Genomic DNA, 25128 nt, shown 5'->3' with positions numbered 1-25128 from the left:
TTGTTCTTCACGCGGGTCCGAAGGGAGGTGGTCGAGACCTCTCGGAAGGAGGTTGTCCCCAGGTTGGAGCCCGAGTGGAAGTTCACTGGCAATCGATCCATGTACAGGTAGGTCGGAGTAATAGCGTGGGTGGAAACTGTGGATGAACTACATCTGCGCAGGTCAGCGCGCTCAATCAAATCCCACAGGGGGTGTGGAGGAACGACGGCCAGCTCGCGTGCCGCTGTGCAGTCGAATCACAAGTTCGACGTGGCACCCCTGTTCCTCCACAGCCTCTCCCGGACATGACGACGGCGAACCACAGGAAGTCCACACCCTGCGAGGGGCGGGATTTCGTGTGGTTCGCCGTCGTTGGTGGTGGCCGATCGATCCGGCCGAGGACCCGGATCAGGCGATCGCGAGCTCCACGTCGATGTTGCCGCGGGTCGCGTTCGAGTACGGGCAGACCTGGTGGGCCTGCTCGACGAGCTCGCGGGCGCGCTCCTCGTCGACGGCCGGCAGCGCCACCTCGAGACGGACGGCGAGCTGGAAACCGCCGTCGTCGCGGGTGCCGATGCTGACGTCCGCGGCAACCTCGGAGTCGGTCACGTCGGCGCCGGCCTTGCCGGCCACGGCGCGCAGCGCGGAGTGGAAGCACGCGGCGTACCCGGCGGCGAAGAGCTGCTCGGGGTTGGTGCCGCCGCCGGGGCCGCCCATCTCGGGGGGCATCCGGACGTCGTGGTCGAGCATCTGGTCGAGGGACTGGACGTGGCCGTTGCGGCCGTCACCGGTGGCGACGGCGGAGGCGGTGTAGAGAGGCTTCATGCGTGCAAACGTATTGCGCGCAATTGAATCGGACAAGGGGTCTAGGATTTCCCTCGTGCCCGACCCCGCCTTCCCGCAGCTCGACCTCGACGCCCAGCTCTGCTTCCCGCTGTACGCCGCCACCCGCGCCCTCACCCGTCGCTACGGCGCGCTGCTGGCCGAGGTCGGCCTGACCTACCCGCAGTACCTGTGCCTGCTGGCGCTGTGGGAGGCCGGCGACGACGCGGAGGCGCTGACCGTCTCCGGGCTGGGACGGCGCCTCCACCTGGACTCGGGCACGCTGACGCCGGTGCTCAAGCGGCTCGAGGCCGCGGGCCACCTGACCCGCCGCCGCGACCCCGCCGACGAGCGGCGGGTGCTCGTCGAGGCGACCGAGCAGGGCTGGGCGCTGCGCGAACGGCTCGCCGAGGTCCCGGCGCGCCTGGTCGAGGGGATCACCTTCGAGCCGGCCGAGGCCGAGCAGCTGCGCGACCTGCTGGGTCGCCTGCTGCGAGACCTCGACGCGGCACCGGCCCCACGGGCCGGGACGCCCCAGGTCTGAAGCCCGAGGGTGGTGCTCAGGACTGGCGGGCCTGCATCTTCACACGGTTGGTCAGCTCGCTGACCTGGTTGAACACCGCGCGTCGCTCGGCGAGGAGCTGGTTGATCTTGCGGTCGGCGTACATGACCGTGGTGTGGTCGCGGTTGCCGAACTGCGCGCCGATCTTGGGCAGCGACAGGTCGGTGAGCTCGCGGCACAGGTACATCGCGATCTGACGCGCCATCACCAGGTGGCGCCCGCGGCTGGGGCCGGTGATCTCCTCGATGGAGAGCCCGAAGTACGCCGCGGTCTGGGCGATGATCAGCGCGGCGGTGATCTCGGGCTCGCCGCCCTCGGGGATCAGGTCCTTGAGCACGATCTCGGCCAGGGTCATGTCGACCTCCTGGCGGTTGAGGTTCGCGAACGCCGTGACCCGGATCAGCGCGCCCTCGAGCTCGCGGATGTTGGTCTGGATCTTGGAGGCGATGAACTCCAGCACGTCCGGCGGCGCGGTGAGCCGGTCCATCGCGGCCTTCTTGCGCAGGATCGCGATGCGGGTCTCAAGGTCCGGGGGCTGGACGTCGGTGATCAGGCCCCACTCGAAGCGGTTGCGCAGCCGGTCCTCGAGCGCCTCGAGGCGCTTGGGCGGCCGGTCGCTGGTCAGCACGATCTGCTTGTTGGCGTTGTGCAGCGTGTTGAAGGTGTGGAAGAACTCCTCCTGGGTCTGGGTCTTGCCCTCCAGGAACTGGATGTCGTCGATGAGGAGCACGTCGACATCGCGGTAGCGCCGCTTGAACCGGTCCTGCCGGTCGTCGCGGATCGCGTTGATGAACTCGTTGGTGAACTCCTCGCTCGACACGTAGCGCACCTTGGCGCCGGTGTAGAGCGAGCGCACGTAGTGGCCGATCGCGTGCAGGAGGTGGGTCTTGCCCAGCCCGGAGTCGCCGTAGACGAGCAGCGGGTTGTACGCCTTGCCCGGCGCCTCCGCGACGGCGACGGCTGCGGCGTGCGGGAACCGGTTCGAGGAACCGATGACGAACGTCTCGAAGGTGTACTTCGGGTTCAGCCGGGTCTCGAGCGCCGAGGGCTTCGGGCCGGTGGCCGGCGGTGGGAGCAGATGGGTGTCCGCGACCGGCGCGGGCGCCAGGTCCTCCACATTTGTCGACTTGTCGATCTGTCGATCAATGCCCTGGGTGGGCGCGTGGTCGCGGGCAGCGTCGGGCGCGGCGGCGGGCGGTGCGACCGCAACGGCCTCGCGCCTCTCCTCCTCGAGCGCCGGGTTCACCGTGACCGCGATCCGGATCTCCCGGTCGAATGCGACGGTGAGCGCGTCCTCGAGCTGGCCGCGCAGCCGGCCCTCGAGCTGGCCGCGGGTGAAGTCGTTGGCGACCGCGATGATCGCGGTGTTGCCGTGCAGCGTCACGGGCTCGCTCGCGCGCAGCCAGGCTCGCTGGTTGGGCTGGAGGTCCTCGACCACGCCGTGCCACGCAACGTGGAGCTCGGTGGCGTCCTGGTCCACGGGTTCCTGCCCTTCGATCGTGTCCTACGTCTCGCCCACCGCGTGCGGTCGGTGTCTCCACAAGTTTGTCCACAGGCTGTGGACCTTGTGCCGCCGCGGCGGGCCATCCGCACCCACTGCTGGTCCCGGAAGGCTGGTGTCGCGACATCGGTGCTGGTCAGAGGCGGTTTTCCGCTCTGGGTGAGTCCCACCGCGACCGGTGCGACCACCTCTCGGGACAGGGGTGGAGCCGGGCGACGGCTGACCGAACGTAACGCCCGGTTGTTCACTGCGGCAAGCCGTCATCCACAGGGTGCCGCACGTCTCGCCGGGGGCACCCGTAGAGTGGTCCCGCACGGCCGCTCACCGGTTTGACCCTGCTGTTCGCCAGCGCGTACCGTTGGCCGGTCTGCCGGAGTCGACCGGTGCCGCACGTCCACGGAGGCTTCCCCGTCACCGTGGGTGGGCGGTGCCTGCCGAACGTCGCTGGCCCGGGAAAGTTCCGGGCGCGTGGCGGCACTGCCGATCAGCCCGGCGGGGACACACCGCGAACCACCACCGAAAGAGAAGCTCGTGAGCAAGCGTACCTACCAGCCGAACAACCGTCGTCGCCACAAGGTGCACGGGTTCCGCCTGCGCATGCGTACCCGCGCTGGCCGCGCCATCCTGACCGCGCGACGCCGCAAGGGCCGCAAGAGCCTCGCCGTCTGACGGGGGCTCTCGACCGTCACACCGCTGCGTCCGTGCTCACCAGGTCTCATCGACTGACCGACGGGGATTACTTCCGCGCCGCGTCACGCCGAGGCCGCCGGGCCGGGACCCGCACCCTCGTGGTGCACCTCCTGCTCGAGGCGGACAGCAGCACCGATGCCGACCCCGGCGTGCCGCGGGTCGGCTTCGTCGTGAGCAAGGCGGTCGGGAACTCCGTCGTACGCAACCGCGTGAAGCGACGCCTTCGACACCAGGCCCGGGAACGACTTTCGTCGCTCCCGGGCTCTGCTGTGCTGGTGGTCCGTGCGCTTCCGGCGGCCGCGGAGGCCTCCTCCGCGGAGCTCGCGGTGGACCTCGAGCGGGCCCTGGACCGGGTCCTGGCATGAGGCTGGTCCTGATCGGCCTGCTCCGGGCCTACCGCGCGGTGATCAGCCCGCTGTACGGCCAGGTCTGCCGCTACCACCCGTCCTGCTCGGCGTACGCGCTCGAGGCCGTCACCCAGCACGGTGCGCTGCGTGGCAGCTGGCTCGCCGTACGACGTCTGGCACGCTGTCACCCGTGGGCGGCCGGCGGGTACGACCCCGTCCCGGACCGCCCCGGAGCCTCGTCTCCCTCACCCCAGCAAGGAGCCTGAATCCGTGGGATTCTTCAGCGCCATCGGCTCGTTCATCATGACGCCGCTGTACTACATCATCTCCGCGCCCCTGGTCGCCTGGCACTGGTTGTTCACCAAGCTCGGCCTGGACAGCGCCGGTGGTGCGGCCTGGGTGCTGTCGATCATCGGCCTGACCCTGGTGGTGCGCGCCGCGCTGATCCCGCTGTTCGTCAAGCAGATCAAGTCCAGCCGCAACATGCAGCTCATCCAGCCCAAGGTGAAGGAGCTGCAGAAGAAGTACGGCCACGACCGGGAGCGTCTCGCCCAGGAGACGATGAAGCTGTACAAGGACTCGGGCACCAACCCGTTCGCCTCGTGCCTGCCGATCCTGGTGCAGATGCCGATCTTCTTCGCGCTGTTCCGCATCCTCGACCAGGCCGCGAAGAAGGAGACGCCGCACGGCTTCCTGACCGCGGAGCTGGCCGGTGACTTCGCCAACTCGCGCCTGTTCGACGCCATCCCCCTGAAGGACAGCTTCTGGGCGGCCCGCACGTGGGGCGACAACGGCGACGTCACCGTCATGCTGGCGGCCCTCGTGCTCGTCCTGGCGATGACCGCCACGACCTTCACCACGCAGCGCCAGCTGATGGCCAAGAACATGCCCGCGGACGCCCTCTCCGGGCCCTACGCGCAGCAGCAGAAGATGCTGCTCTACGTCCTCCCGGTGGCGTTCGGCCTCGGTGGCGTGGCCTTCCCGATCGGCGTGCTGCTGTACTGGACCACCTCGAACCTGTGGACCATGGGCCAGCAGTTCTACGTGATCCGCAACAACCCGGCTCCCGGCACCCCGGCCGCCACGGCCAAGGAGGAGCGCGAGCGCGCCAAGGCGGCCCGCAAGGGCACCCTGGTGGTCGACACCGCGGCTCCGGTCGAGCCCGAGGTGGAGCGCCGCCCGGCGGTCCGCCCGCAGCCCCAGAAGCAGACGCGCGAGCAGCGCAAGAAGTCCGGCAAGAAGCCGGGTGGCTCGCCGAAGAGCGGCCCCCAGGGAGGCAAGAAGTGACCGAGGAGAGCACCGTGCCCGTGAACGGCGAGGAGACCGCGCCCGAGGGCGCCACCACCGACCGGCTCGCCGCGTTGGAGAACGAGGGCGACATCGCGGCCGACTACCTCGAGGAGCTGCTCGACATCGCCGATCTCGACGGCGACCTCGACATGGACGTCGAGGGTGACCGCGCCGCGGTGTCCATCGTCGGCGCCGACCTGAGCCAGCTCGTGGGCGCGAACGGCGAGGTCCTGGAGGCCCTGCAGGAGCTCACCCGCCTCGCGGTCTACCGCGAGACCGGCGAGCGTTCGCGGCTGATGCTGGACATCTCCGGCTTCCGTGCCGAGCGCCGCGCGCAGCTCGAGGAGCTGGCGGCGGCCAAGGTGGCCGAGGTCCGCGAGAGCGGTGCCCCGGTCTCGCTGGCGCCGATGTCGCCGTTCGAGCGCAAGGTCGTGCACGACGCGGTCGCGGAGGCCGGCCTGGTCTCGGAGTCCGAGGGCGTCGAGCCCCGTCGCCACGTGGTGATCCTGCCCAGCTGATGAGCGACGTTTCACGTGAAACGCCCTCCGCGCCCGATGTGGCGCGGAGGGTTTTCTCGTCCGAGCGGCTGCCCCTTGCGCAGCGCTACGCGGACCTGCTGGCCACCGAGGGCGTCGTACGCGGGCTGATCGGCCCGCGGGAGGCGCCGCGGCTGTGGGACCGCCACCTGCTCAACTGCGCCGTGCTCGGCGAGTGGATCCCCGAGGGCGCCACGGTGTGCGACATCGGCTCCGGTGCCGGGCTGCCCGGCCTCGTCCTCGCCATCGCACGTCCCGACCTCACGATCACCCTCGTCGAGCCGCTGCTGCGACGCACGACGTTCCTGCAGGAGGTGGTCGACGAGCTCGAACTCGGCCACGTGCGCGTGCACCGCGGCCGGGCCGACGCGCTGCACGGGGTGGAGACGTTCGACGTGGTGACGTCGCGCGCGGTCGCGCCGCTGGGTCGTCTGCTCGGTTGGTCGATGCCGCTGGTCGCCCCCACGGGTGCGCTCGTCGCGATGAAGGGATCCTCGGTGCACGAGGAGATCGCCGGCGCGGCCGCAGAGCTCGAGGCGTGGCACTGCGCCGAGCCCGAGGTGCGGGTCCTGGGTGAGGGCGTGCTGGCCGAGACCACGGTGGCCCTCCGAGTGGCCTGGGCCGATCCGGCGCAGGTATCTTGGCCGTCCGGGACCGCGGCCGGGGCATCGGCGACTCCTCGCCGGTCCCGCGCCAAGAAGTCCCGCCCGAGACGAAAGCAGGGTTCGTGAGCGACGACGATCGTCTGGGCTCCGGCACCAACAGCGCCGGTTCCCCGCCCGTGAACGATGCGGTATCCCCAAAGTTTTCCACAGGTGCGAAGAGCCCTTCCACGCCTGAGTCTCCACAGGATGAGGGGAATTATCCCCAGGTTGAGTCCTCGGACGTGACCACGGCGACCGCCTCGGTTTCACGTGAAACCAGCTCCGCTGAGAGTCCCGGGTCGGCGAGCACGGGAGCCGCGGTTTCACGTGAAACGAAGCCCGGTTTCACGGTCCGCACCGCCGGTGAGATGGCGCCGTACTCCAGCGATCTCGACATGAACACCACTCCCCTGGCGAAGGCCGCCGAGCACAGCGTGCTGGCCCGTCAGTCCCGCACCGCTGCACGCCACCTCGTCCCGCGCCCTGCGAGCACCCGGATCTTCGTGGTCGCCAACCAGAAGGGCGGCGTCGGCAAGACCACCTCCACCGTGAACGTCGCCGTCGCGATGGCCCAGCTCGGGCAGCGGGTGCTGGTCATCGACCTGGACCCCCAGGGCAACGCCTCCACCGCACTCAACATCGAGCACCGGCGCGGCGTGCCCTCGACGTACGACGCCCTGGTCGACGGCGTACCGCTCGCGGACGTCGCGACGCCATGCCCGGACGTGGAGAACCTGATGGTCGTGCCCGCCACGATCGACCTCGCAGGCGCCGAGATCGAGCTGGTCAGCGTCGTGGCGCGCGAGAACCGACTGCGCCGCGCCATCCACGGCCACCCGCTGGTCGGGGACGAGGCCAAGGCCGGCGAGGAGCGCTTCGACTACGTCTTCGTCGACTGCCCGCCGTCGCTGGGCCTGCTCACGCTGAACGCGCTCGTCGCCGGCGACGAGATGATGATCCCGATCCAGGCGGAGTACTACGCCCTGGAGGGCCTGGGACAGCTGCTGGAGACCGTGGAGATGGTGCGGGCGCACCTCAACCCGGATCTCTCGGTGTCGACGATCCTGATCACGATGTACGACGCACGCACGCGTCTCGCCGCTGGCGTCGCGGAGGAGGTCCGCGAGCACTTCGGGAGCCAGGTGCTGCGCACCGCGATCCCCCGTTCGGTGCGCGTCTCCGAGGCGCCGTCGTACGCCCAGACGGTGATGACCTACGATCCGGGGTCACCGGGTGCGCTGAGCTACTTCGAAGCGGCCCGGGAGATCGCCAGCAAGGCCGTCAGCAAGTCGCCCACCACTCCCGGAGGCACCGCGTGAGCACCACTCGTCCGCCGCAGCGTCGGGGACTGGGCCGCGGACTCGGCTCGCTGATCCCCACGGGGCCCGTCGCGACCCCCTCGAACGACGGTTCTGCCGCTCAGAACGGCCCCCAGAGTTCGTCAGGAGCCGATCTGAGCGAGGTCGGGTCCTCCACGGCGGCGTCGCGAGGCGTCGAAAACGCTCCTGAGGGCGCCCAGAGCACCGCTTCGGACCCCTCGGAGGGCCTCGCGCCGGTCCACGGGGCGTACTTCGCCGAGATCCCGATCGACCAGATCGTCCCGAACCGCGCCCAGCCCCGCACCGTCTTCGACGAGGAGGCGATGGCGGAGCTGGTCCACTCGATCAGTGAGATCGGGCTGCTGCAGCCGGTCGTCGTACGTCGTACCGGCCCGGAGTCCTATGAGCTGATCATGGGCGAGCGCCGGTGGCGGGCCAGCCAGACCGCCGGTCGCGACACGATCCCGGCGATCGTGCGCGACACCGACGACACCGACATGCTGCGCGACGCGCTGCTGGAGAACCTGCACCGCTCCGACCTGAACCCGCTCGAGGAGGCGTCGGCGTATGCCCAGCTCCTCGAGGACTTCGGGTGCACGCACGAGGAGCTCGCGCGCCGCCTGGGCCGCTCCCGCCCGCAGATCAGCAACACGCTGCGCCTGCTCAAGCTGAGCCCGGCCGTCCAGCGCCGGGTCGCGGCAGGTGTGCTCTCCGCGGGCCACGCCCGGTCGCTGCTCGCCGTCGAGGACCCGGCCCTGCAGGACCGCCTCGCCCAGCGCGTCGTCGCCGAGGGCATCAGCGTGCGCGGCCTGGAGGAGATCGTCGCCGTCGGGAACCGTGGCGAGCGCCCCGCTCCGCGCGGCCGCGGCGCCCAGCGCGCCGTACCCGGCCTCGTGGAGTACTCCGACCGCCTCGCAGACCGCTTCGAGACGCGGGTGAAGGTCGATCTGGGCCGGAGCAAGGGCAAGATCACCGTCGAGTTCGCGACGATGGAGGACCTGCAGCGGATCGTGGACATCATGGACCCCCGCAACCGCACCGATCGCATCATCTGACGGGGATTCGTCGCTTTGTCGACATATTGATCTAGCGACAAATCTGCTTGAGGGCCGAGGTCGGGCCGACCGATGCGGTGGTCAGGTCCGTCGAGACCCACTTCAGTGGCTCGGGGGCTGTCGAGACTCCGGCGGCCGGAGAGATAAGTAGACATATCGACCTGTCGGCATGCCGTGCGGGCCGAGGTCGACGCCCAGCACGCACTCCCGGTGCTGTGCCATCGCAGCGCCACGTGCGCGGGACGGAGGTGCGCGCGGCGGTGCGGACCGTGTGACCGGGCTTCGTTTCACGTGAAACGCCGTGTGGGGCCACCGTCAACGTGAGCGGCATGAAGTCCGCGACGGCGACGGCACCGTGGATGGGCGGTGCCGGCCAAACATCGGCCACGCAGAGAGGTCGAGGTCGCGTCCCCCCACACGGTGGGGTCGGGAACCTCGCTGGTCGTGGTCCCGGGCGCACACCTCAGCGACCCGCGTGCCGCCGGCCGGCGGGCGTGCGCGATGGCCGCGGCGCGGTGGTGGGTCGACCTCTTGGCGCGGGCCGAAGTGACATGTGCACCTGTCGCCATGTCGACTTTACGAGAGTTGCGGATGCTACGCCGGGGCGGTCATGTCCTGCAGGCAGCCGCCGCAGCGGAGTACGAACGCATCTTCGGGCGCCACTGGACCGGTTCCGAGGCGCGCGTGGCCCAGCAGGTTGCTCGGCAGGCCGGCTCGCGACTGGCTCGACCGACGGGCCGTGCCGCCGGGGGTGGGGTCAGGAGCGGCGCTTGGCGGCGCGGCGCGCGGCGCGCTCGCGCTTCTCGGCGGCGTCGAGCGCCTCCGCCTCCTCCAGCGTGGGAGCGGAGCCGCCCAGGCGCGCGGGGAGCCACCAGGAGCCGGCCGGCTGCTGGTCGGCGGGGTAGGACGCGATCGTCTCGTCGAGCATCACCGACATCCGCTTGTGCAGCTCGGTGTTGTCCTCGGCGGCGGTGTCGGTCGTCGGGTGCAGCGGCTCGCCGACGGTGATCGCGATGGCCTTGCCGCGGGAGAAGTCCTTGGGGTGGCCCTTGGTCATCATCCGCTGGGTGCCCCACAGGATGACCGGCACGAGCGGGACCCCGGCAGCGGCCGCGATGCGGACGGCGCCGGTCTTGAACTCCTTGAGCTCGAAGGAGCGCGAGATGGTGGCCTCGGGGAAGATGCCGACCGCCTCGCCGGCACGCAACCGGTCGACGGCGGCGGTGAAGGACCCGAGGCCGTCGCCGCGGTCCACGGGGATGTGGTGCATCGAGCGCATCACGGGGCCGCCGACCGCGTGGTCGAAGACCTCCTTCTTCGCCATGAAACGCACCAGGCGCCGCGAGGGGTGCGCGGCGAGCCCGCCGTAGATGAAGTCGAGGTAGCTGACGTGGTTGAAGGCGAGCAGCACGCCGCCCTCGCGGGGCACGTGGTGGTCACCGGTGAGCGTGATCTGCTGCCCCAGCACACGGAACGCGGTCTTGGCGGTCGCGATGATCGGGGGGTAGGTGAGGTCGCGCATGCGTCAGGCCTGTCTGTCGGTCTGTCTGGGTGGTGAGGGGGATCAGCTCAGGTCGATGCGGGGACTGTCGTAGCCGCTGCTCCCGAGCGCAGGCTTCCCCTGATCCGGGGCGCCGAACGTCGCGCGCAGCTCCATCTCGGCCTCGAGGACGCCGGCGAGGCGGCGTACGCCCTCGCGGATGCGCTCGGGCGTCGGGTAGCAGAACGACAGCCGCATCGCGTTGGAGCCGAAGCCGTCGGCATAGAACGCCGTGCCGGGGACGTAGGCGACGCGCGCGGTGACCGCGCGGGGCAGCATCGCCTTGGCGTTGACGCCCGGGGGGAGGGAGAGCCAGACGTAGAAGCCCCCGTCGGGGACGTTCCAGCGACAGCTGGCCGGCATCAGGTCCGAGAGCGCGTCCACCATCGCGTCGCGGCGCCCGCGGTACATCTCGCGGAACTGCTTGATCTGGCCCTGCCAGTCGTGGTTCGCGAGGTACGCCGAGATCGCCATCTGCGAGAACTGCGGGGGACACAGCGTCGCGGACTCCTGGGCGAGCACGAGCTTCTCGCGCACGGGGCCCGGCGCCAGCGCCCAGCCCACCCGGAAGCCCGGGGCGAAGGTCTTGGAGAAGGAGCCGAGGTAGATGACGTTGTCGGCGGAGTCGGCGCGCAGCGCGCGCATCGGCTCCTGGTCGAAGCCGAGCAGGCCGTAGGGGTTGTCCTCGAGGATGAGGATGCCCTCGGCGCGGCAGATCTCGAGGATCTCCGGGCGGCGCTCGGCGGACAGCGTCACGCCGGCCGGGTTGTGGAAGTTGGGGATCGTGTAGAGGAACTTGATCGTCTTGCCCGCGGCCTTGACCGACGCGATCGCCTGGCGCAGCGCCTCGGGCACCAGCCCGTGCGCGTCCATCTCGGCGTGCACGACCTCGCACTCGTAGGACTTGAAGACGCCCAGCGCGCCGACGTACGACGGGGCCTCGCACAGCACCACGTCGCCGGGGTCGCAGAAGACGCGCGTCACGAGGTCGACGGCCTGCTGGGAGCCGACGGTGACGACCACGTCGTCGGGGTGGGCCTCGATGCCCTCGAGACGCATGACGTCGGTGATCTGCTCGCGCAGCTCGGGCACGCCCTGGCCGGAGCCGTACTGCATCGCGACGGCACCCTGCTGCGCGACGAGGTCGCTGATCGCGCCCCCGACGACGTCGAGGGGCAGCCCGGAGATGTTGGGCATGCCCCCGGCGAGGGAGACGACCTCCGGTCGCGAGGCCACCGCGAACAGCGCCCGGATCTCCGAGGCCGTCATGCCCGCGGTGCGCGCAGCGTAGCGATCGACAAAGGCGTCGAGGCGGGCGCTGGGCGGGCGTGCGGGACTCTGTTCCATGATCCCTCTAGCATGGCCGATGGACGCCCTCGCCGCACGTGCGGATCGCGGTTTGGGCGCGTCTGTCCCGTCACAGCCCGGGAGGTCACCCGTGTCGCGCAAGGTCGTCAGGCTCACCGCGGACCATCTCGCGGAGCTCGACGAGCGTGGTGCGCAGTGCGCGAGGTGCCTGTTCTGGGAGCTCGACCCGGTCCGTCGCGACCGGGTCCCGGCCGACCGGGCGGCCGAGGCGAAGCAGGAGTGGGTCAGCGAGGTGCTGCGCGACTGGGGCTCCTGCGGCCGGGTCGTCCAGGTCGAGGGCCGCACCGCCGGCTGGGCGGTCTACGCCCCTGCGGCGTACGTGCCGGGGGCGGCGTTGTTCCCCACCGCCCCGGTCTCCCCGGACGCCGTCCTGCTCACCACGGTGTACGTCGACCCGGAGTACGCCGGGGGCGGGCTCGGCCGGATGCTGATCCAGGGCATGGCACGCGACCTGGTGCAGCGCGGCGGGATCGCGGCCGTCGAGGCGTTCGCCACCACCCGCGCGGAGCGTCCGCACGTGCCGGGGCTGCCGGGGCCCGGCTGCCTGGTGCCGGCGGGGTTCCTGGGCAGCGTGGGGTTCAAGACCCAGCGCGCGCACCCGCTGACGCCGCGGATGCGGATGAGCCTGCGCGCCGCGCTGAGCTGGCGCGGGGAGGTCGAGGCCGCGATCGAGCGGCTGGTGGGTGCCGTGCGCCCGGGCCCGAGACCAGCAAGGCCCCCGACCCCCACCCGCGTGGGTGGGACGTCGAGGGCCTCGTTGAGGTGCGTGGGGCTCAGGCGATGAACTCGGAGAGCTCGTTGAGGATCGCGGCCTTCGGGCGAGCGCCGACGATCGTCTTCACGACCTCGCCGCCCTGGTAGACGTTGATCGTCGGGATGCCGGTGACCCGGTAGGACGAGGGGGTGACGGGGTTCTCGTCGACGTTCATCTTGAAGAACGTGATCTTGTCCCCGTGGGTCCCGGCGATCTCGTCGAGGATCGGCGCGACCTGGCGGCACGGCCCGCACCACTCGGCCCAGAAGTCGACCAGGACGGGCTTGTCGGACTTGAGGACCTGCGCCTCGAACTCGGCGTCGGACACGGCGGCGATGTTGCCCACGGTGGTTCCCTTCGGTGGTTGCGGATGACGGTGATGTCTGTGCTGGTGCAACAGCGACGCCCGGCGTGATGTTCCCGCGTCGGGCGTCGCCGTGCGCGGTCTCAGAGACCGGCGGTCGGGACCTTGTCGTCCTCGGCGGAGGCGGCCACGGCCTGCTGCGCCTGACCCGAGGTCGCGGCGGTGTGGTCGAGCTCGGCGAGGTAGCGCTCGGCGTCGAGGGCGGCCGCGCAGCCGGTGCCGGCCGCGGTGATCGCCTGGCGGTAGTGGTGGTCGACCAGGTCGCCGGCGGCGAAGACGCCGGGGACGTTGGTGGCCGTCGAGGGGTGCTCGACCAGCACGTAGCCGTCGTCGTTCAGGTCGACCTGACCGGTCAGCAGCTCCGAGCGCGGGTCGTGGCCGATCGCGATGAACAGGCCGGTGGCCGCGAGGTCGCGGGTCTCGCCGGTCACGGTGTCCTTGAGGGTCACCGACTCGAGCCGGTCGGAGCCGTTGATGGACTCCACGACGCTGTTCCACTCGATCTCGAGCTTGGGGTCGGCGAAGGCGCGCTCGGCCATGATCTTGGAGGCGCGCAGCTCGTCGCGGCGCACGATCAGGGAGACCTTGGAGGCGAAGCGGGTGAGGAAGGTGGCCTCCTCGACGGCGGAGTCGCCACCGCCGACGACCGCGATGTGCTGGTCGCGGAAGAAGAAGCCGTCGCAGGTCGCGCACCACGAGACGCCGCGACCGGAGAGCTCCTCCTCGCCTGGCAGCCCGAGCTTGCGGTAGCCCGAGCCGGTGGCCAGGATCACCGCGCGGGCGGTGTAGGTGTCGGTGGCGGTCTTGACGACCTTGAGCTCACCGGTGAGGTCGACCTCGACGACGTCGTCGGCCACGAGCTCGGCGCCGAAGCGCTCCGCCTGGGCGCGCATCTCGTCCATCAGCGCGGGGCCCATGATGCCGTCGCGGAAACCCGGGAAGTTCTCGACCTCGGTGGTGTTCATCAGCGCGCCGCCGGCCGTCACCGAGCCCTCGAAGACCAGGGGCTGGAGGCTGGCGCGCGCGGCGTACACGGCGGCCGTGTAGCCCGACGGGCCGGAGCCGATGATGATCACGTTGCGGGTCTCGGACATGACGTCCTCTCGGTGGATCGGGTTGGATCGGGTGGGTCGGGGTGACACTTCGAGAACCGATCGTAGGCGAGGGATGTTCCCGCCCGGACCGCGTCCCGGGGACGCTCAGCGCCGGGGGAGCGTCACCGAGCGCAGGATCGCGCCGGTGCCGCACTGCAGGACCTCCACCACCCGGGTGTCGCCGGCCGGCGGGCGTACGGCGATGACCGCGGGCTCGCCGTCGTAGCGCACCGCGACGAGGCGTCCGGGCCCCCACGGCGCGGGGTCGCAGGTGAACCACGCGGTGCCGTTGCGGGTGGCGAACGGGGCGCCGCCGTTGGCGGTCGGCGGCGCGGAGGAGGCCTGGGCATCCGGGTTGGCGTCGAGGCCGGGCGCGTCCGAGTCCTGCGGCGCGGCGGTGGTCGCCCGCAGCTCGGCGCGCCGGTCCTCGGTCGTGCGCAGGATCGCGCGGGCCTCGCTGGTGAACCGGTCCGCGTGCACGTCGACGGGGCCGCCGACGGGGGTGGGCGCCTTGCTGCGCGGCAGCGTGCTCTGCGCCGAGCCGGCCTGGTCGCGCTCCGCGCGTACCGAGTCCTGGGCGTCCGCGGAGCCGCCGGCGGTCGCCGCGGAGCTGTCGGCGGCGTCCTCGCCGCGGTCCAGGGCCTGGTCCAGGCCCACCGAGGCGACGACCACGGCGGCCGCGGCCACCAGCAGCCCACCGGCCCGCCGGCGCCGCCGCGCGGCGATCTCGTGGACGCTGGGGGCGTCCACCGGCTCGTCGGCCGAGAGCTGGGCGAGCACCCGGTCGAGGCGGGTCGCGATGTCCTCGGGGATCGGCTCGTCGTGGCGGGCGTCGTGCAGGAGGCGGCGCACCCGTTCGTCGTGCTCGTGTCGGGTCATGTCGGCCTCCTTTCTTGAAGCGGTCGGTGCGGTCGGTGTCGGTCGGGCATCAGGGTGCGGGCGCGGCCGGTGGCGCGTGGGTGTCCCGCATCTCTTCGACGCCGGGGTCCGGGACCCGGTTCCGGCGCCCGGCGTGTCCTGCCTCACCGCGGGCGGTGAGGCCCAGGAGCACCGCGAGCCGGGTCCGGCCGCGCGAGCAGCGCGACTTCACGGTGCCGACCGCGCAGCCGAGGATCGCGGCGGCCTCGGCGACGGGATAGCCCTCCATGTCGACCAGCACGATCGCGGCCCGCTGGTCCGGTGGCAGCAGGCGCAGCGCGTCGAGGACGGCCTGGCGCTCCGCGAGGCGTACGGCGTGCTCGGCGGGGTCGGCCGGGTGCTCGGCGTCGCCGGCGGAGGAGCGCAGCGACCCGCGGCCGCCGTACTCCTCGAGGTCGTCGGGGAGCACGTCGGTGCGCCGCACCCGCGCCGCGCGGTGGCGGTCCAGGCAGGCGTTGACCACGACGCGGTGCAGCCAGGTGGTCACCGCGGCGTCCCCGCGGAAGCTCGCGGCCCGCCGGTACGCCGCGATCATGCCGTCCTGGAGGCCGTCGGCGGCGTCCTCGGGGTTGCCCGAGGTGCGCAGCGCGACCGCCCAGAGCCGGTCGCGGTGCCGGGCGAAGAGCTCGCCGAAGGCCTCGCGGTCGCCGGTGACGTGGGCGGCGAGCAGCTCGGCGTCGGACCGGGCGCCCGCGTCGGACTCGTTCATCCGCGGACCACGACCTCGGCGACCTCGGCGCGGAACCCGTCGGAGACCGACGGCAGGGCGGTCAGCCACAGCGTGACGTAGCGCCCGCGGACCGGCTCCTCGAGGGTGACTCGGCCCGACGTGCCCACGGTCGCCGTCGCGGCCGGGGGGCCGGCGTCGCTCGGCGTGGTCGTCGGCGCGGTGTCGCTGACGAAGACCTCGACGGTGGTCGGCTCGCCACGCAGCGTCAGCGCGACCTCGGAGACGTCCTGGCTGCTGCCGAGGTCGAGCACGAGCCCCACGCCGCTCTTCAGCCCACCGGGGCCGAACTGCTGGAGGTAGGTCTGGGTGGTCCACACCGTGGTGTCGTCGCCGTCGGTCGCGAGGCCGGTGAGCTCGGGGTACTCCCCGCCGTCGTCGCCCTGCGGGTCGAGGTCGGTGGCGCCCGCGACCGGCAGCACCTGGAGCGCGGCCGGCGTGGCACCGGGGGTGCGGGTCGGGCCGGCGTCGGGGTCGTTGCCGAGCGGGGTCTTGCCGCGCCCGAGGTTGATCCCGACGACCACCGCCACCAGCAGCAGCAGGCTCGCCGCGATCAGCATCGCCAGGCGCAGCGAGCTGCGCCCGGGCACCTCGTCGTCCTCGGTCGGGGGGACGACGGAGATGCCGGTGCCGGTGTGGCGCCCGTCGGCGGTGTCCCAGGGCCAGAAGTCGCTCGCCGCGTCGGTCGGTATGGCGTGGGTGCGGGCGCGCCGCACGGGGGCGCCGTCGGGCGGCTCCGGCGCGAACAGCGGCCGCTCGGGCGGGTCCTCGAACGGCGGGGGCGGCGGCGCGGGCTCCGCGGAGCGCTGGAGCCACGACACGTCGTCGCTCTCGTCGTCGAAGACCGGCATGCCTGCCTGGGTCGGCAGCCCGTCGGGCACGACGGCGGTGGCGCCGGAGACGCCCGGGTCGGTGTCGGCGGTGTCGGCGATGTCGGCGGCGTCGGGGTCCGGCGTCGGGGTGACGGTGGTGGGTGTGCTGTCGCTCGGGGTCCCCACCACGGGGGTGCGCACGGTCCGGGTGTCGGGCTCGGGTGCGGCGTCGGGGGCAGGCTCGGGCTCGCGCCGGTGCGCGCGCGGCGACTCGGCCGGGCGGGCGCTGTGGCGCGGCTCGTGCAGCGCCATCTCCGGGACGGGGGGCAGCACCACGGTCTCCGGCTTGCGGTGGATCCGCAGCGCCGCCATCTCCTCGGGGATGCCGGTGGGGTCGCCGACGAAGTCGGAGAGGAAGTCGGCGATGTCGCGCGCCGAGCGCAGCCCGAGCTCGCGGCCGCGCGGCAGCGCGGGGTTGAGCAGCTCGTCGCACAGGGCGTCGAGCGGGCGCGGCACCCCGGCGCGGACCTGGCGCGGGCGCAGCACGTGCCCGTGGTCGGTGGGGGCCGGCGGCACCGCGGAGCTGGCCAGCCCTGCCCAGCGGCCGGTCAGCGCGCAGTAGAGCAGCCCGGCGAGGTTGGCGACGTCGGTGGTGAGCCGGTCGGTCGGCAGCCCGTGGAGCGCGGCGTCGACGGCGAGGCCGATGACGCGGACCGACCCGGTCCGGTCGACCAGGACGTTCTCGGGGACCAGGCGGCCGTGCGCGACACCGGCGTCGTGGGCGCGCGCGACGGAGTCGGCGACCTCGCCGACCAGCCAGGCCGCGCGGCGCGGCGGGAGCGGACCGTGGGTGGCGGCCAGGTGGTCCAGGGTGACGCCGGAGCCCCACTCGTTCACGACGTAGCACAGCCCGCCGGTGCGCTCGGCGTCGAGCACGCGCAGCAGGTGGGGGTCGTGGATCCGGGCGGAGCGGCGTGCGGCGTCGATCAGCTCCGCGGCCCGCGGGTCGTCCTCGTCGATGACGTGGAGCGCGACGTGGCGCTCGAGGATCTGGTCGTGGGCTCGCCAGAAGCGGCCGCCGCCGCTCTCGGTGAGCAGGTCGACGAGTCGGTAGCGCCCGGCGAGGACGTCGCCGGGTCGGTTCGACAGTGGCACGTGGACCCTGCGACTCCTTCCCTGCTCGTTGTCGGGGGCTGCTCCGGGGCTGGTCGGGCGAGCTGGCCGCTGTCCGCGGCCCGGCCTCATCGTAGGCCGCGGTCCTGTCGGCGGGCGCCAGGCAAGCGACGGGTGAGCGTCTCGATGACGTCGGTCACCTCGCGCAGCCGGAAGACGCGGGCGAGCAGCAGGTAGGTCAGGCCGGCGATCCCGAGGGTCACCCCGGCGACCAGCACGGCGGCCGGCCAGCTCTCGACGGCGAACCAGCGGTCGGCCGCGTACGCCGGCACGGCGGCCACCGCGGTGGTCAGCACCGTGACCAGCGCGAGCCGCACCAGGAACCGCACCAGGCGGGCGTCGTCGAGGGTCCCGAGGCGGCGGCGCAGGACGCCGTACGAGAGCAGGCTGCCGACCAGGTACGACGCGGCGTACGCGGCGGCGAGGGCGGGCGCGGTGTGCTCGGGGTCGACGGCGCGGACCGCGACCAGCGCGACCACGATGTTGGTCAGCGCCACCCAGCACTGGTTGAGGAACACCGTTCGGGTCTGCTCCAGGGCGTAGAACCCGCGCAGCACGAGGTAGTGGACGGTGAACAGCAGGATGCCGGGGCCGAAGACCGCCAACGTCGGGGCGTAGGCGCCGACGGAGTCGGCCGAGGCGCCGAAGCCGAACAGGATCCGGGCCAGCTCGGGGGCCACCAGCGGCAGCAGCGCCGCGAACGGGACCATCACCGCCAGGGCGGTGCGCAGGGTCCCGCCGAGCGTCCGGCCGAGCGCCGGCAGGTCGCCGTCGGCGGCCTGCCGGGAGAGCCGCGGGAGGATCGCCGTCGCCAGGGACACGGTGATCACCGAGTGCGGGACCATCACCAGCAGGAACGCGAAGGAGTAGACGGTGTAGCCGGTGCCGCCGTCCGCCGCGCCGCTCGAGGCGAGGTTGACGACCACCGTGTAGGCGATCTGGTTGACCACCACGAACAGGACCGTCCACATGCCCAGACGCAGGGTGTGGCCCAGGCCGGTGCCGCGGAAGTCGAAGCGCGGGCGGAACCGGAAGCCGGTGGATCGCAGGTAGGGGATCAGGATCAGGAACTGCACGACGATGCCGAGCGTCGAGCCGAGGCCGATCAGCAGCTCCTGGTCGACGGAGTACCCGGCGTCCTCGGCCGCGCCCGTGGCGGCGCCGAAGCTGAACAGGTAGGCGACCAGCACCGCGATCGCGATCAGGTTGTTGGCGATCGGCGCCCACATCATCGGGCCGAAGCGCCCGCGCGAGTTCAGGATCTGCCCGACCAGCACGAACATGCCGTAGAAGAACACCTGCGGCAGGCAGTAGCGGGCCAGGTCGATCGCCGAGTCGCGCTGCTCGGCCAGCGAGGGCCGGCTGTACTGGTCGCTGAGGTAGAGGTCCATCACCAGCGGCGCGGCCAGCACCAGCAGCACCGTCACCAGCGCGAGGAAGAGCCCGGCGAGGGTGAGGATGCGGTTGGTGTAGGCCACCCCGCCGTCCGGGTCGTGCTTCATCGCCCGCACCAGCTGGGGCACCATCACGGCGTTGAACACACCGCCCGCGAGCAGGATGTAGAGCGCGTTGGGGACGGTGTTGGCGATGGTGAACTGGTCGGCGTGCAGCCCGGCGCCGAGAGCGGCGGCGAGCAGCGCCGTACGCACGAATCCGCTCGCCCGCGACAGCACCGTGCCGGCTGCCATCACCGCGCTCGAGGCGAGGATCTTGCGGTCCTCCTCGCGCACGTCGGTGGAGGGTTCGCTCATGCGGGGGTCTCCTGGGAGTCGGGGGCCGAGGGCGAGACGTCTGCGTCGCCGGGCGCGGAGGTCGTCTCCAGGGCCCGGCGCCGGGCGCGCACGGTGCGCACCACGCGGACCGCGACGGCGCCGAGGAACAGGGCCAGTCCGCCGCCGATGATCACCCAGATCACCACGCTGAACTGCGCGGCGCGGATCGGCAGCTGGTCGGAGGAGCCGAGGGCGGTGCCGTCGAGGTCGGTGACGACCAGCGTGACGTTGTGGACGCCCTGGCGCTCCGTGCTCGCGGTCAGCAGGACGGTACGCCGGCTGCGCGCGGCGAGCTCGACGGTGTCGGGGCCGTCGATGACGACCGGCCCGTCGACGATGGCGTCGATGGCGACGGTGACCGGCTCGTCGAGGTTGTTCGACACCGTCACCGAGAAGCGGCCGCTGGCGCTGGACAGTGTCACCGAGGGCGGTGCCTCGATGTCGATGCTGCGCAGCCGGGTCTCGATCCAGGCGCGGGAGGCCTCGGCGCGGCGCCGGGACGCCGTGGGGTGCACGCGGCTGGCGTAGGAGAGGTTGCTCAGCGCCTCGTCGGTCACCTCGCCGGCGACCCGGTCGTTGCGGCGCAGCAGGTTCTGCAGGGTGTCCCCGGCGCGCTCGAGCGCGCGGGCCGCGCCGAAGTCGGCGGCGGTCAGCTCACGGCGCTGCACGCTCGTCGGGTAGTCGAGCTCGACCGGCTCGTCGTCGCGGTCGAGGGCGGCGCCGTCGGTGATGTCGTCGACGGTGCTCAGCTGCAGCCACGGCACGTCGAGGCCCTGGAAGAACCCGGTGGTGCCGGCGGGCACCCAGCGGTCCGGCAGCACCACGACGAGCGGTTCGGGGCCGGTCGGGGTCATGGCCTCACGGGTCGCGGCGCCCGCACCGCCGGTGGTGCCCGGGCCGGCGGTGCTGCCGGGGACGACCTCCTGGTCGGGGGTGGCCGACGCGGCCTGCAGGTGGCGCACCGCGGCCTCGGCCAGCAGCCGCTGGCGTACGGCGACGATCGCGAGCCGGTCGTCGGGTCCCGGGCCGCCGGTCCCGGTGGCGCTGGAGAAGACCGCGACGGGGTGGTCGTCGACGGAGACCACGCCGGGTGCGTCGCCCTCGACCATCGCGTCGCTGACCATGACGGTGGTGGCCTGGGTGGCCAGCCGGACCGCGCCGGGGTCGAGGTAGCCGCCCGGTGAGGTGATCACCGGGGTGGCGTCGGGGGCGAGCTGGCGCAGCGCGTCGGCGGAGCGCGCCCGCGCCTGGCGGTAGACCGTCCGGTCGTGGGTGGCGGCCGCGGAGACGTCGAGGTCGCCGTACGGCAGCGCGAGGACCTCGCCGTCGGAGAGCGCGCCGGCGAGCCGGTCCAGCCACGTCGACGCCGCCTCCGCCGCCGGATCGGGGTCGGGCTCCGCCTGCTCGCCGTCCTCGCCGCTGCCCGACCCGTCGCCGTCGCCGTCGGCGCTGTCGCTCGGGGACGGCGACAGCGAGGCGCCCGGGGTGGTGTCGGGGTCGGGCTGGAGGTCGGGGTCGTCGCCCTCGTCGGGATCGAGCGTGGGACCGGTGGTGCGGGCCGGGTTGCCGGCGGCCAGGCGCCGGGCGGCGTCGCCGACGGCGGGGTCGACCAGCCAGGTGACCGGGCGCGCGCCCGCGGCGGCGCCGAAGTCCAGCAGGCTGCGCAACCGGCCGCCGGGCCCGAGGGTGTCGGCCCAGGCCTCGGGGCCGGTGATCGACCCGTCCGGCTCGCGGGCGACGCCGCGGCGCAGCGGCACCACGATCGCGGTCTCCACCGGCGGGGTGGAGCGGGCCTTGCGGACCAGCGGCAGGAAGGTGCGGGCGCGGCCGTCGGCGAGCCCGTCGCGCGAGGAGGTGCTCGACTCGCCGAGCGCGTGCACCCCGAACCAGTACACGCCCGGCTCGCTCACCGGCAGCAGCGGGCGCGGCACCCGGACGGTGTACGTCGCGCTCTCCCCGGGCGCCAGCTCCTTGATGGTGGCGAACGGACCGGGGTCGGTGATCCGGTCGCCGACGAAGGCGGAGGGGTCCGCGGTGGCGGCCTCCGCCAGCTCCGCGCGGGTCGTCATCGGGGTCGTCGAGACGAAGGGATAGAGGTTGATCGTGGACCACGGCACGTCGTCGAGGTTGGTGACGGTTCCGGTGACGCGCAGCGCGCCGCGCTGCGGGACCACCGACGGCGCCAGCGAGCCGACGCTCACGGCGAGTGGGGCGGTGTCCTCCACGGCCCCGGTGGTCCCCGGGACCTCGGGGGCGGAGGAGGAGGCGGTCGCCGTCGCGGTGCCGCCCGACGTGGCCAGGGTCCCGGTCGCCGGGGCGGCGGCCGTCCGGGCACGGCTGGAGCGGCTCGGCTGCGCCGACGGCGCGGGCGCCGGCGCGGAGTACGACGACGACCCGGCGACGGGTGAGTCCGGATGCATCGCGCTGGCCGCCGGCACGGCGGCGCAGGGGGCCGCGAGGGTCGCGAGTGCCACGAGGGCAGGCAGCAGCGACCGGGGGCGGACCATGGCCGTGACTCTATCGCCGGGTCCGGCAGCCCCGGGATGGCAGTTGCGCGAGAGAGCCGCCGTAGACTGCTCCGCTGTGTCCGACGCCTCGCTGCCGCCCCTGAACGTCGCCGACGTGCAGCGCTCGGTGGCCGCCGAGCTCGACCGGATCGGTCCGGTCATCGACGAGCTCGGCCGCCGCTTCGCCGCCGCCGGGCACGAGCTCGCCCTGGTCGGCGGACCGGTGCGCGACGCGATGCTGGGGCGCCACCACCACGACCTGGACTTCACCACCTCGGCGCGCCCCGACGCCACCGAGAAGATCCTCAAGTCCTGGGGGGACGCCACCTGGGACATGGGCCGGGCCTTCGGCACCATCGGCTGCCGCAAGGGCGACTACGTGGTCGAGGTCACGACGTACCGCTCGGAGACCTACGACCCGTCCTCGCGCAAGCCCGACGTCGACTTCGGCGACACCCTGGCCGGCGACCTCGGCCGCCGCGACTTCACCGTCAACGCGATGGCGGTGCGGATCCCGGGCCACGAGGTCGAGGATCCGTACGGCGGCGTGGTCGACCTGGCCCACCGGGTGCTGCGCACGCCGGGCACGCCGGAGGACTCCTTCTCCGACGACCCGCTGCGGATGATGCGCGCCGCGCGGTTCGCCGCCCAGCTCGGCTTCACCGTCGCCCCCGAGGTGGTCGTGGCGATGACCGCGATGGCCGAGCGGATCACGATCATCTCCGCCGAGCGGGTCCGCGACGAGCTGGTCAAGCTGGTGTGCGCGCCGTACCCGCGTCTGGGCCTGACCCTGCTCGTGGACACCGGGCTCGCCGCGCACGTGCTGCCCGAGCTGCCCGCGCTGGCCCTGGAGCGCGACGAGCACCACCGCCACAAGGACGTCTACGAGCACACGCTGACGGTGCTCGAGCAGGCGATCGAGCTCGAGGACCGTCTCGGCGGCGAGCCGGACTTCATCTCCCGCTTCGCCGCGCTGATGCACGACGTCGGCAAGCCGCGCACCCGCCGCTTCGTCGACGACGGCACCGTCACCTTCCACCACCACGACGTCGTGGGCGCCAAGATCACCCGCAAGCGGATGAAGGCGCTGCGCTTCTCCAACGACGAGATCGACGCGGTCTCCCACCTCGTCGAGCTGCACCTGCGCTTCCACGGCTACGGCACCGGAGAGTGGACCGACTCCGCGGTACGCCGCTACGTCCGCGACGCCGGCGACCAGCTCGAGCGCCTGCACGTGCTCACCCGCGCCGACTGCACCACCCGCAACAAGCGGAAGGCCGAGCGGCTGCGGCGTACCTACGACGACCTCGAGGAGCGCATCGCCCGGCTCTCCGAGGAGGAGGAGCTGGCCTCGATCCGGCCCGACCTCGACGGCAACCAGATCATGGAGATCCTCGGCATCGGCCCCGGCCGAGAGGTCGGCCAGGCCTACCAGCACCTGCTCGAGGTCCGCATGGACCGCGGCCCCCTCGACGAGCCCACCGCCCGCGCCGAGCTGCTGGCGTGGTGGAAGTCCCGCTCCTCCGCCTGACCCCTCCGTCTTCGCCGAGTCGGCCCTTGTGGTGCGCCGAGTCGGCCCTTGTGGTGCGCCGAGTCGGCCCTTGTGGCGCGGCGAGTCGGCGCTTGTGGTGCGGCATCGGGTGTCACAGCCGGTTACGGTCTGCGCCATGACCGACACCACCGTGGCCGCCGAGCTCTCCGAGACCATCGACATCGCGGCGCCAGCCGCTCGGGTGTGGGCGCTCGTGAGCGACGTACGCCGGATGGCGCAGTGGAGCCCACAGGTGGTGCGCTCCGCCGTGCTCGGCGGCGGGCCGGTGCGCGAGGGAGTGCGCTTCGTCAACCTCAACCGGCGGGGCCTGCTGGTCTGGCCGACCCAGGCGCGGGTGGTGCGCTGCCGCCCGCACCACGACTTCGCCTTCCGCATCCAGGAGAACCACACCATCTGGTCCTTCGCCCTCGAGGAGACGCCCGAGGGGACCCGGGTCACCCAGCGCCGCGAGGTGCCGCACGGCATCTCCGGGCTCTCCCGCACGATGACGCGCCACCTGCTCGGCGGTCAGGACACCTTCACCGCCGAGCTGCGCGTCGGGATGCGGCAGACCCTCGAGCGGATCCGGGCCGAGGCCGAGGGCTGAGCCTGACGCTCCCGGCACCGGCCTCGGACCGCGACCCCCCAACACGCGACGGCCCGACCGGATCGCTCCGGTCGGGCCGTCGTCACCGCATCAGCGGGTGGCAGCGCGGGGTGAGGTCACTCCTCGCCGCGGATGAAGGCCTCCACGCGGCGGCGGCCCTCGTCGTCGGGCAGCTGCACCGGCGGGGACTTCATCAGGTACGACGAGGCCGAGATGATCGGGCCGCCGATGCCGCGGTCCTTGGCGATCTTCGCGGCGCGGATCGCGTCGATGATGATGCCGGCGGAGTTCGGGGAGTCCCAGACCTCGAGCTTGTACTCGAGGTTCAGCGGGACGTCGCCGAACGCGCGACCCTCGAGGCGGACGTAGGCCCACTTGCGGTCGTCGAGCCACGCCACGTAGTCCGAGGGACCGATGTGCACGTTGCGGTCGTCGGCGGTCGCGCCACCGAGCGGACCGGTGAGGTTCGAGGTCACGGCCTGGGTCTTGGAGATCTTCTTGGACTCCAGGCGCTCACGCTCGAGCATGTTCTTGAAGTCCATGTTGCCGCCGACGTTGAGCTGGTAGGTGCGGTCCAGCACCACGCCGCGGTCCTCGAAGAGCTTGGCCATCACGCGGTGCGTGATGGTCGCGCCGACCTGGGACTTGATGTCGTCGCCGATGATCGGGACGCCGGCGTCCTCGAACTTCTTGGCCCACTCGGGGTCGGAGGCGATGAAGACGGGCAGGGCGTTGACGAAGGCCACGCCGGCGTCGATGGCGCACTGGGCGTAGAACTTGTCGGCCACCTCGGAGCCCACCGGGAGGTAGGAGACGAGGACGTCGACCTGGCGGTCCTTGAGGATCTGCACGATGTCGACCGGCTCGGCCGCCGACTCCTCGATGGTCTGGCGGTAGTACTTGCCGAGACCGTCGTGGGTGTGGCCGCGCTGGACCTCGACGCCGAGGGTCGGGACGTCGCAGATCTTGATCGTGTTGTTCTCGGAGGCGTTGATGGCCTCGGACAGGTCCTTGCCGACCTTCTTGTCGTCGACGTCGAAGGCGGCGACGAACTCGACGTCCTTGACGTGGTAGTCGCCGAAGGCGACGTGCATCAGGCCGGGCACCGTCCCCGAGGGGTCGGCGTCCTTGTAGTACTCGACGCCCTGGATCAGGGAGGTCGCGCAGTTGCCGACCCCCACGATTGCTACTCGAACCGAACCCATGGGGGATTCCT

Annotated in this window: 24 protein-coding genes; 12 read left to right on the top strand and 12 right to left on the bottom strand. The window is 72.3% G+C overall.

Annotated features, from left to right (window positions below):
- Positions 1-387 precede the first annotated feature (387 nt).
- Complete coding sequence (locus HOQ23_RS18630; protein ID WP_172216737.1) at positions 388-804, bottom strand: organic hydroperoxide resistance protein; 417 nt, start codon at positions 802-804, stop codon at positions 388-390.
- A gap of 55 nt (positions 805-859) precedes the next feature.
- On the opposite strand from HOQ23_RS18630, the gene HOQ23_RS18625 reads away from it, so the two are divergent.
- Entirely contained in the window at positions 860-1345 is a 486-nt protein-coding gene (locus HOQ23_RS18625; RefSeq protein ID WP_367650576.1) for a MarR family winged helix-turn-helix transcriptional regulator, read from the top strand.
- Between the two features lie 16 nt (positions 1346-1361).
- Here the strand turns inward: HOQ23_RS18625 and dnaA are convergent, their stop codons facing one another.
- Positions 1362-2861, bottom strand: a complete 1500-nt coding sequence (gene dnaA, locus HOQ23_RS18620) for a chromosomal replication initiator protein DnaA (protein ID WP_172216853.1) — start codon at positions 2859-2861, stop codon at positions 1362-1364.
- A 534-nt stretch (positions 2862-3395) separates the two neighbouring features.
- Here dnaA and rpmH point away from each other — a divergent pair.
- From rpmH to HOQ23_RS18580, 8 genes are all read left to right on the top strand, one after another.
- Positions 3396-3533: a 50S ribosomal protein L34 gene (rpmH, locus tag HOQ23_RS18615; RefSeq protein ID WP_153325538.1), complete on the top strand. Its 138-nt coding sequence runs from the start codon at positions 3396-3398 to the stop codon at positions 3531-3533.
- Positions 3534-3565: 32 nt separating this feature from the next.
- A complete protein-coding gene (gene rnpA, locus HOQ23_RS18610; protein WP_172216732.1) occupies positions 3566-3919 on the top strand; it encodes a ribonuclease P protein component in 354 nt (117 codons plus the stop codon).
- Positions 3916-4167 carry a membrane protein insertion efficiency factor YidD gene (yidD, locus tag HOQ23_RS18605; RefSeq protein WP_172216730.1) on the top strand — a complete coding sequence of 84 codons (252 nt, stop codon included), beginning with the start codon at positions 3916-3918 and terminating at the stop codon, positions 4165-4167. The genes rnpA and yidD overlap by 4 nt, the downstream gene beginning before the upstream one ends.
- A gap of 4 nt (positions 4168-4171) precedes the next feature.
- Positions 4172-5188 (top strand): membrane protein insertase YidC, encoded by a 1017-nt coding sequence (gene yidC / locus HOQ23_RS18600; RefSeq protein WP_172216728.1) that lies wholly within the window; start codon positions 4172-4174, stop codon positions 5186-5188.
- A gap of 14 nt (positions 5189-5202) precedes the next feature.
- Positions 5203-5709 carry a protein jag gene (locus HOQ23_RS18595; protein ID WP_367650579.1) on the top strand — a complete coding sequence of 169 codons (507 nt, stop codon included), beginning with the start codon at positions 5203-5205 and terminating at the stop codon, positions 5707-5709.
- A gap of 38 nt (positions 5710-5747) precedes the next feature.
- Positions 5748-6458: a 16S rRNA (guanine(527)-N(7))-methyltransferase RsmG gene (gene rsmG / locus HOQ23_RS18590; protein WP_367650575.1), complete on the top strand. Its 711-nt coding sequence runs from the start codon at positions 5748-5750 to the stop codon at positions 6456-6458.
- Between the two features lie 308 nt (positions 6459-6766).
- Positions 6767-7690, top strand: coding sequence for a ParA family protein (locus HOQ23_RS18585; protein ID WP_301539848.1), 924 nt, complete (start codon positions 6767-6769; stop codon positions 7688-7690).
- Entirely contained in the window at positions 7687-8745 is a 1059-nt protein-coding gene (locus HOQ23_RS18580) for a ParB/RepB/Spo0J family partition protein (protein ID WP_172216721.1), read from the top strand. Before HOQ23_RS18585 ends, HOQ23_RS18580 begins: the two co-directional genes overlap by 4 nt.
- A 757-nt stretch (positions 8746-9502) precedes the next feature.
- Here the strand turns inward: HOQ23_RS18580 and HOQ23_RS18575 are convergent.
- Together HOQ23_RS18575 and HOQ23_RS18570 are read right to left on the bottom strand one after the other, a co-directional pair.
- On the bottom strand, positions 9503-10267 hold the full coding sequence (locus HOQ23_RS18575) for a 1-acyl-sn-glycerol-3-phosphate acyltransferase (protein ID WP_172216719.1): 765 nt from the start codon (positions 10265-10267) through the stop codon (positions 9503-9505).
- A gap of 42 nt (positions 10268-10309) precedes the next feature.
- On the bottom strand, positions 10310-11632 hold the full coding sequence (locus HOQ23_RS18570; RefSeq protein WP_172216717.1) for a PLP-dependent aminotransferase family protein: 1323 nt from the start codon (positions 11630-11632) through the stop codon (positions 10310-10312).
- Between the two features lie 91 nt (positions 11633-11723).
- Between HOQ23_RS18570 and HOQ23_RS18565 the strand changes: the two genes are divergently transcribed.
- Positions 11724-12437 carry a GNAT family N-acetyltransferase gene (locus HOQ23_RS18565; RefSeq protein ID WP_172216715.1) on the top strand — a complete coding sequence of 238 codons (714 nt, stop codon included), beginning with the start codon at positions 11724-11726 and terminating at the stop codon, positions 12435-12437.
- Here the strand turns inward: HOQ23_RS18565 and trxA are convergent.
- The 7 genes from trxA to HOQ23_RS18530 all read right to left on the bottom strand — a co-directional run bounded on the left by trxA (position 12427) and on the right by HOQ23_RS18530 (position 21774).
- Positions 12427-12753 carry a thioredoxin gene (gene trxA / locus HOQ23_RS18560; protein ID WP_172216713.1) on the bottom strand — a complete coding sequence of 109 codons (327 nt, stop codon included), beginning with the start codon at positions 12751-12753 and terminating at the stop codon, positions 12427-12429. The two genes, HOQ23_RS18565 and trxA, sit on opposite strands and share 11 nt — an antisense overlap.
- A gap of 101 nt (positions 12754-12854) precedes the next feature.
- Positions 12855-13865: a thioredoxin-disulfide reductase gene (gene trxB / locus HOQ23_RS18555; protein ID WP_172216711.1), complete on the bottom strand. Its 1011-nt coding sequence runs from the start codon at positions 13863-13865 to the stop codon at positions 12855-12857.
- Positions 13866-13970: 105 nt separating this feature from the next.
- Complete coding sequence (locus HOQ23_RS18550; RefSeq protein WP_172216708.1) at positions 13971-14744, bottom strand: hypothetical protein; 774 nt, start codon at positions 14742-14744, stop codon at positions 13971-13973.
- Positions 14745-14793: 49 nt separating this feature from the next.
- A complete protein-coding gene (gene sigM, locus HOQ23_RS18545) occupies positions 14794-15492 on the bottom strand; it encodes an RNA polymerase sigma factor SigM (RefSeq protein WP_172216706.1) in 699 nt (232 codons plus the stop codon).
- Complete coding sequence (locus HOQ23_RS18540) at positions 15489-17477, bottom strand: protein kinase family protein (protein ID WP_172216704.1); 1989 nt, start codon at positions 17475-17477, stop codon at positions 15489-15491. Before HOQ23_RS18540 ends, sigM begins: the two co-directional genes overlap by 4 nt.
- 86 nt (positions 17478-17563) lie before the next feature.
- On the bottom strand, positions 17564-19246 hold the full coding sequence (gene murJ / locus HOQ23_RS18535; protein WP_172216702.1) for a murein biosynthesis integral membrane protein MurJ: 1683 nt from the start codon (positions 19244-19246) through the stop codon (positions 17564-17566).
- A complete protein-coding gene (locus HOQ23_RS18530; protein ID WP_172216700.1) occupies positions 19243-21774 on the bottom strand; it encodes a DUF6049 family protein in 2532 nt (843 codons plus the stop codon). Before HOQ23_RS18530 ends, murJ begins: the two co-directional genes overlap by 4 nt.
- Positions 21775-21850: 76 nt before the next feature.
- Here HOQ23_RS18530 and HOQ23_RS18525 point away from each other — a divergent pair, with 76 nt between their 5' ends.
- Entirely contained in the window at positions 21851-23305 is a 1455-nt protein-coding gene (locus HOQ23_RS18525; protein WP_367650574.1) for a CCA tRNA nucleotidyltransferase, read from the top strand.
- 136 nt (positions 23306-23441) lie between these two features.
- Positions 23442-23912, top strand: coding sequence for an SRPBCC family protein (locus HOQ23_RS18520; RefSeq protein ID WP_172216696.1), 471 nt, complete (start codon positions 23442-23444; stop codon positions 23910-23912).
- Positions 23913-24028: 116 nt separating this feature from the next.
- Here the strand turns inward: HOQ23_RS18520 and HOQ23_RS18515 are convergent, their stop codons facing one another.
- Positions 24029-25117 (bottom strand): inositol-3-phosphate synthase, encoded by a 1089-nt coding sequence (locus HOQ23_RS18515; protein WP_172216694.1) that lies wholly within the window; start codon positions 25115-25117, stop codon positions 24029-24031.
- Positions 25118-25128: the final 11 nt, after the last annotated feature.

Origin of the sequence: Nocardioides sp. zg-DK7169 (assembly GCF_013155365.1) — a bacterium.
Taxonomy (GTDB): domain Bacteria; phylum Actinomycetota; class Actinomycetes; order Propionibacteriales; family Nocardioidaceae; genus Nocardioides.
This window is presented reverse-complemented; position numbering and strand designations above follow the sequence as displayed.

Bases quoted from the DNA above. Each gene is read 5' to 3' on its own strand.
- HOQ23_RS18585 (WP_301539848.1), top strand. From the start codon at position 6,767: ATGAACACCACTCCCCTGGCGAAGGCCGCCGAGCACAGCGTGCTGGCC.
- HOQ23_RS18550 (WP_172216708.1), bottom strand. From the start codon at position 14,744: ATGACCCGACACGAGCACGACGAACGGGTGCGCCGCCTCCTGCACGAC.
- HOQ23_RS18575 (WP_172216719.1), bottom strand. From the start codon at position 10,267: ATGCGCGACCTCACCTACCCCCCGATCATCGCGACCGCCAAGACCGCG.
- HOQ23_RS18630 (WP_172216737.1), bottom strand. From the start codon at position 804: ATGAAGCCTCTCTACACCGCCTCCGCCGTCGCCACCGGTGACGGCCGC.
- HOQ23_RS18530 (WP_172216700.1), bottom strand. From the start codon at position 21,774: ATGGTCCGCCCCCGGTCGCTGCTGCCTGCCCTCGTGGCACTCGCGACC.
- sigM (WP_172216706.1), bottom strand. From the start codon at position 15,492: ATGAACGAGTCCGACGCGGGCGCCCGGTCCGACGCCGAGCTGCTCGCC.
- trxB (WP_172216711.1), bottom strand. From the start codon at position 13,865: ATGTCCGAGACCCGCAACGTGATCATCATCGGCTCCGGCCCGTCGGGC.
- HOQ23_RS18570 (WP_172216717.1), bottom strand. From the start codon at position 11,632: ATGGAACAGAGTCCCGCACGCCCGCCCAGCGCCCGCCTCGACGCCTTT.
- murJ (WP_172216702.1), bottom strand. From the start codon at position 19,246: ATGAGCGAACCCTCCACCGACGTGCGCGAGGAGGACCGCAAGATCCTC.
- yidD (WP_172216730.1), top strand. From the start codon at position 3,916: ATGAGGCTGGTCCTGATCGGCCTGCTCCGGGCCTACCGCGCGGTGATC.
- HOQ23_RS18520 (WP_172216696.1), top strand. From the start codon at position 23,442: ATGACCGACACCACCGTGGCCGCCGAGCTCTCCGAGACCATCGACATC.
- HOQ23_RS18515 (WP_172216694.1), bottom strand. From the start codon at position 25,117: ATGGGTTCGGTTCGAGTAGCAATCGTGGGGGTCGGCAACTGCGCGACC.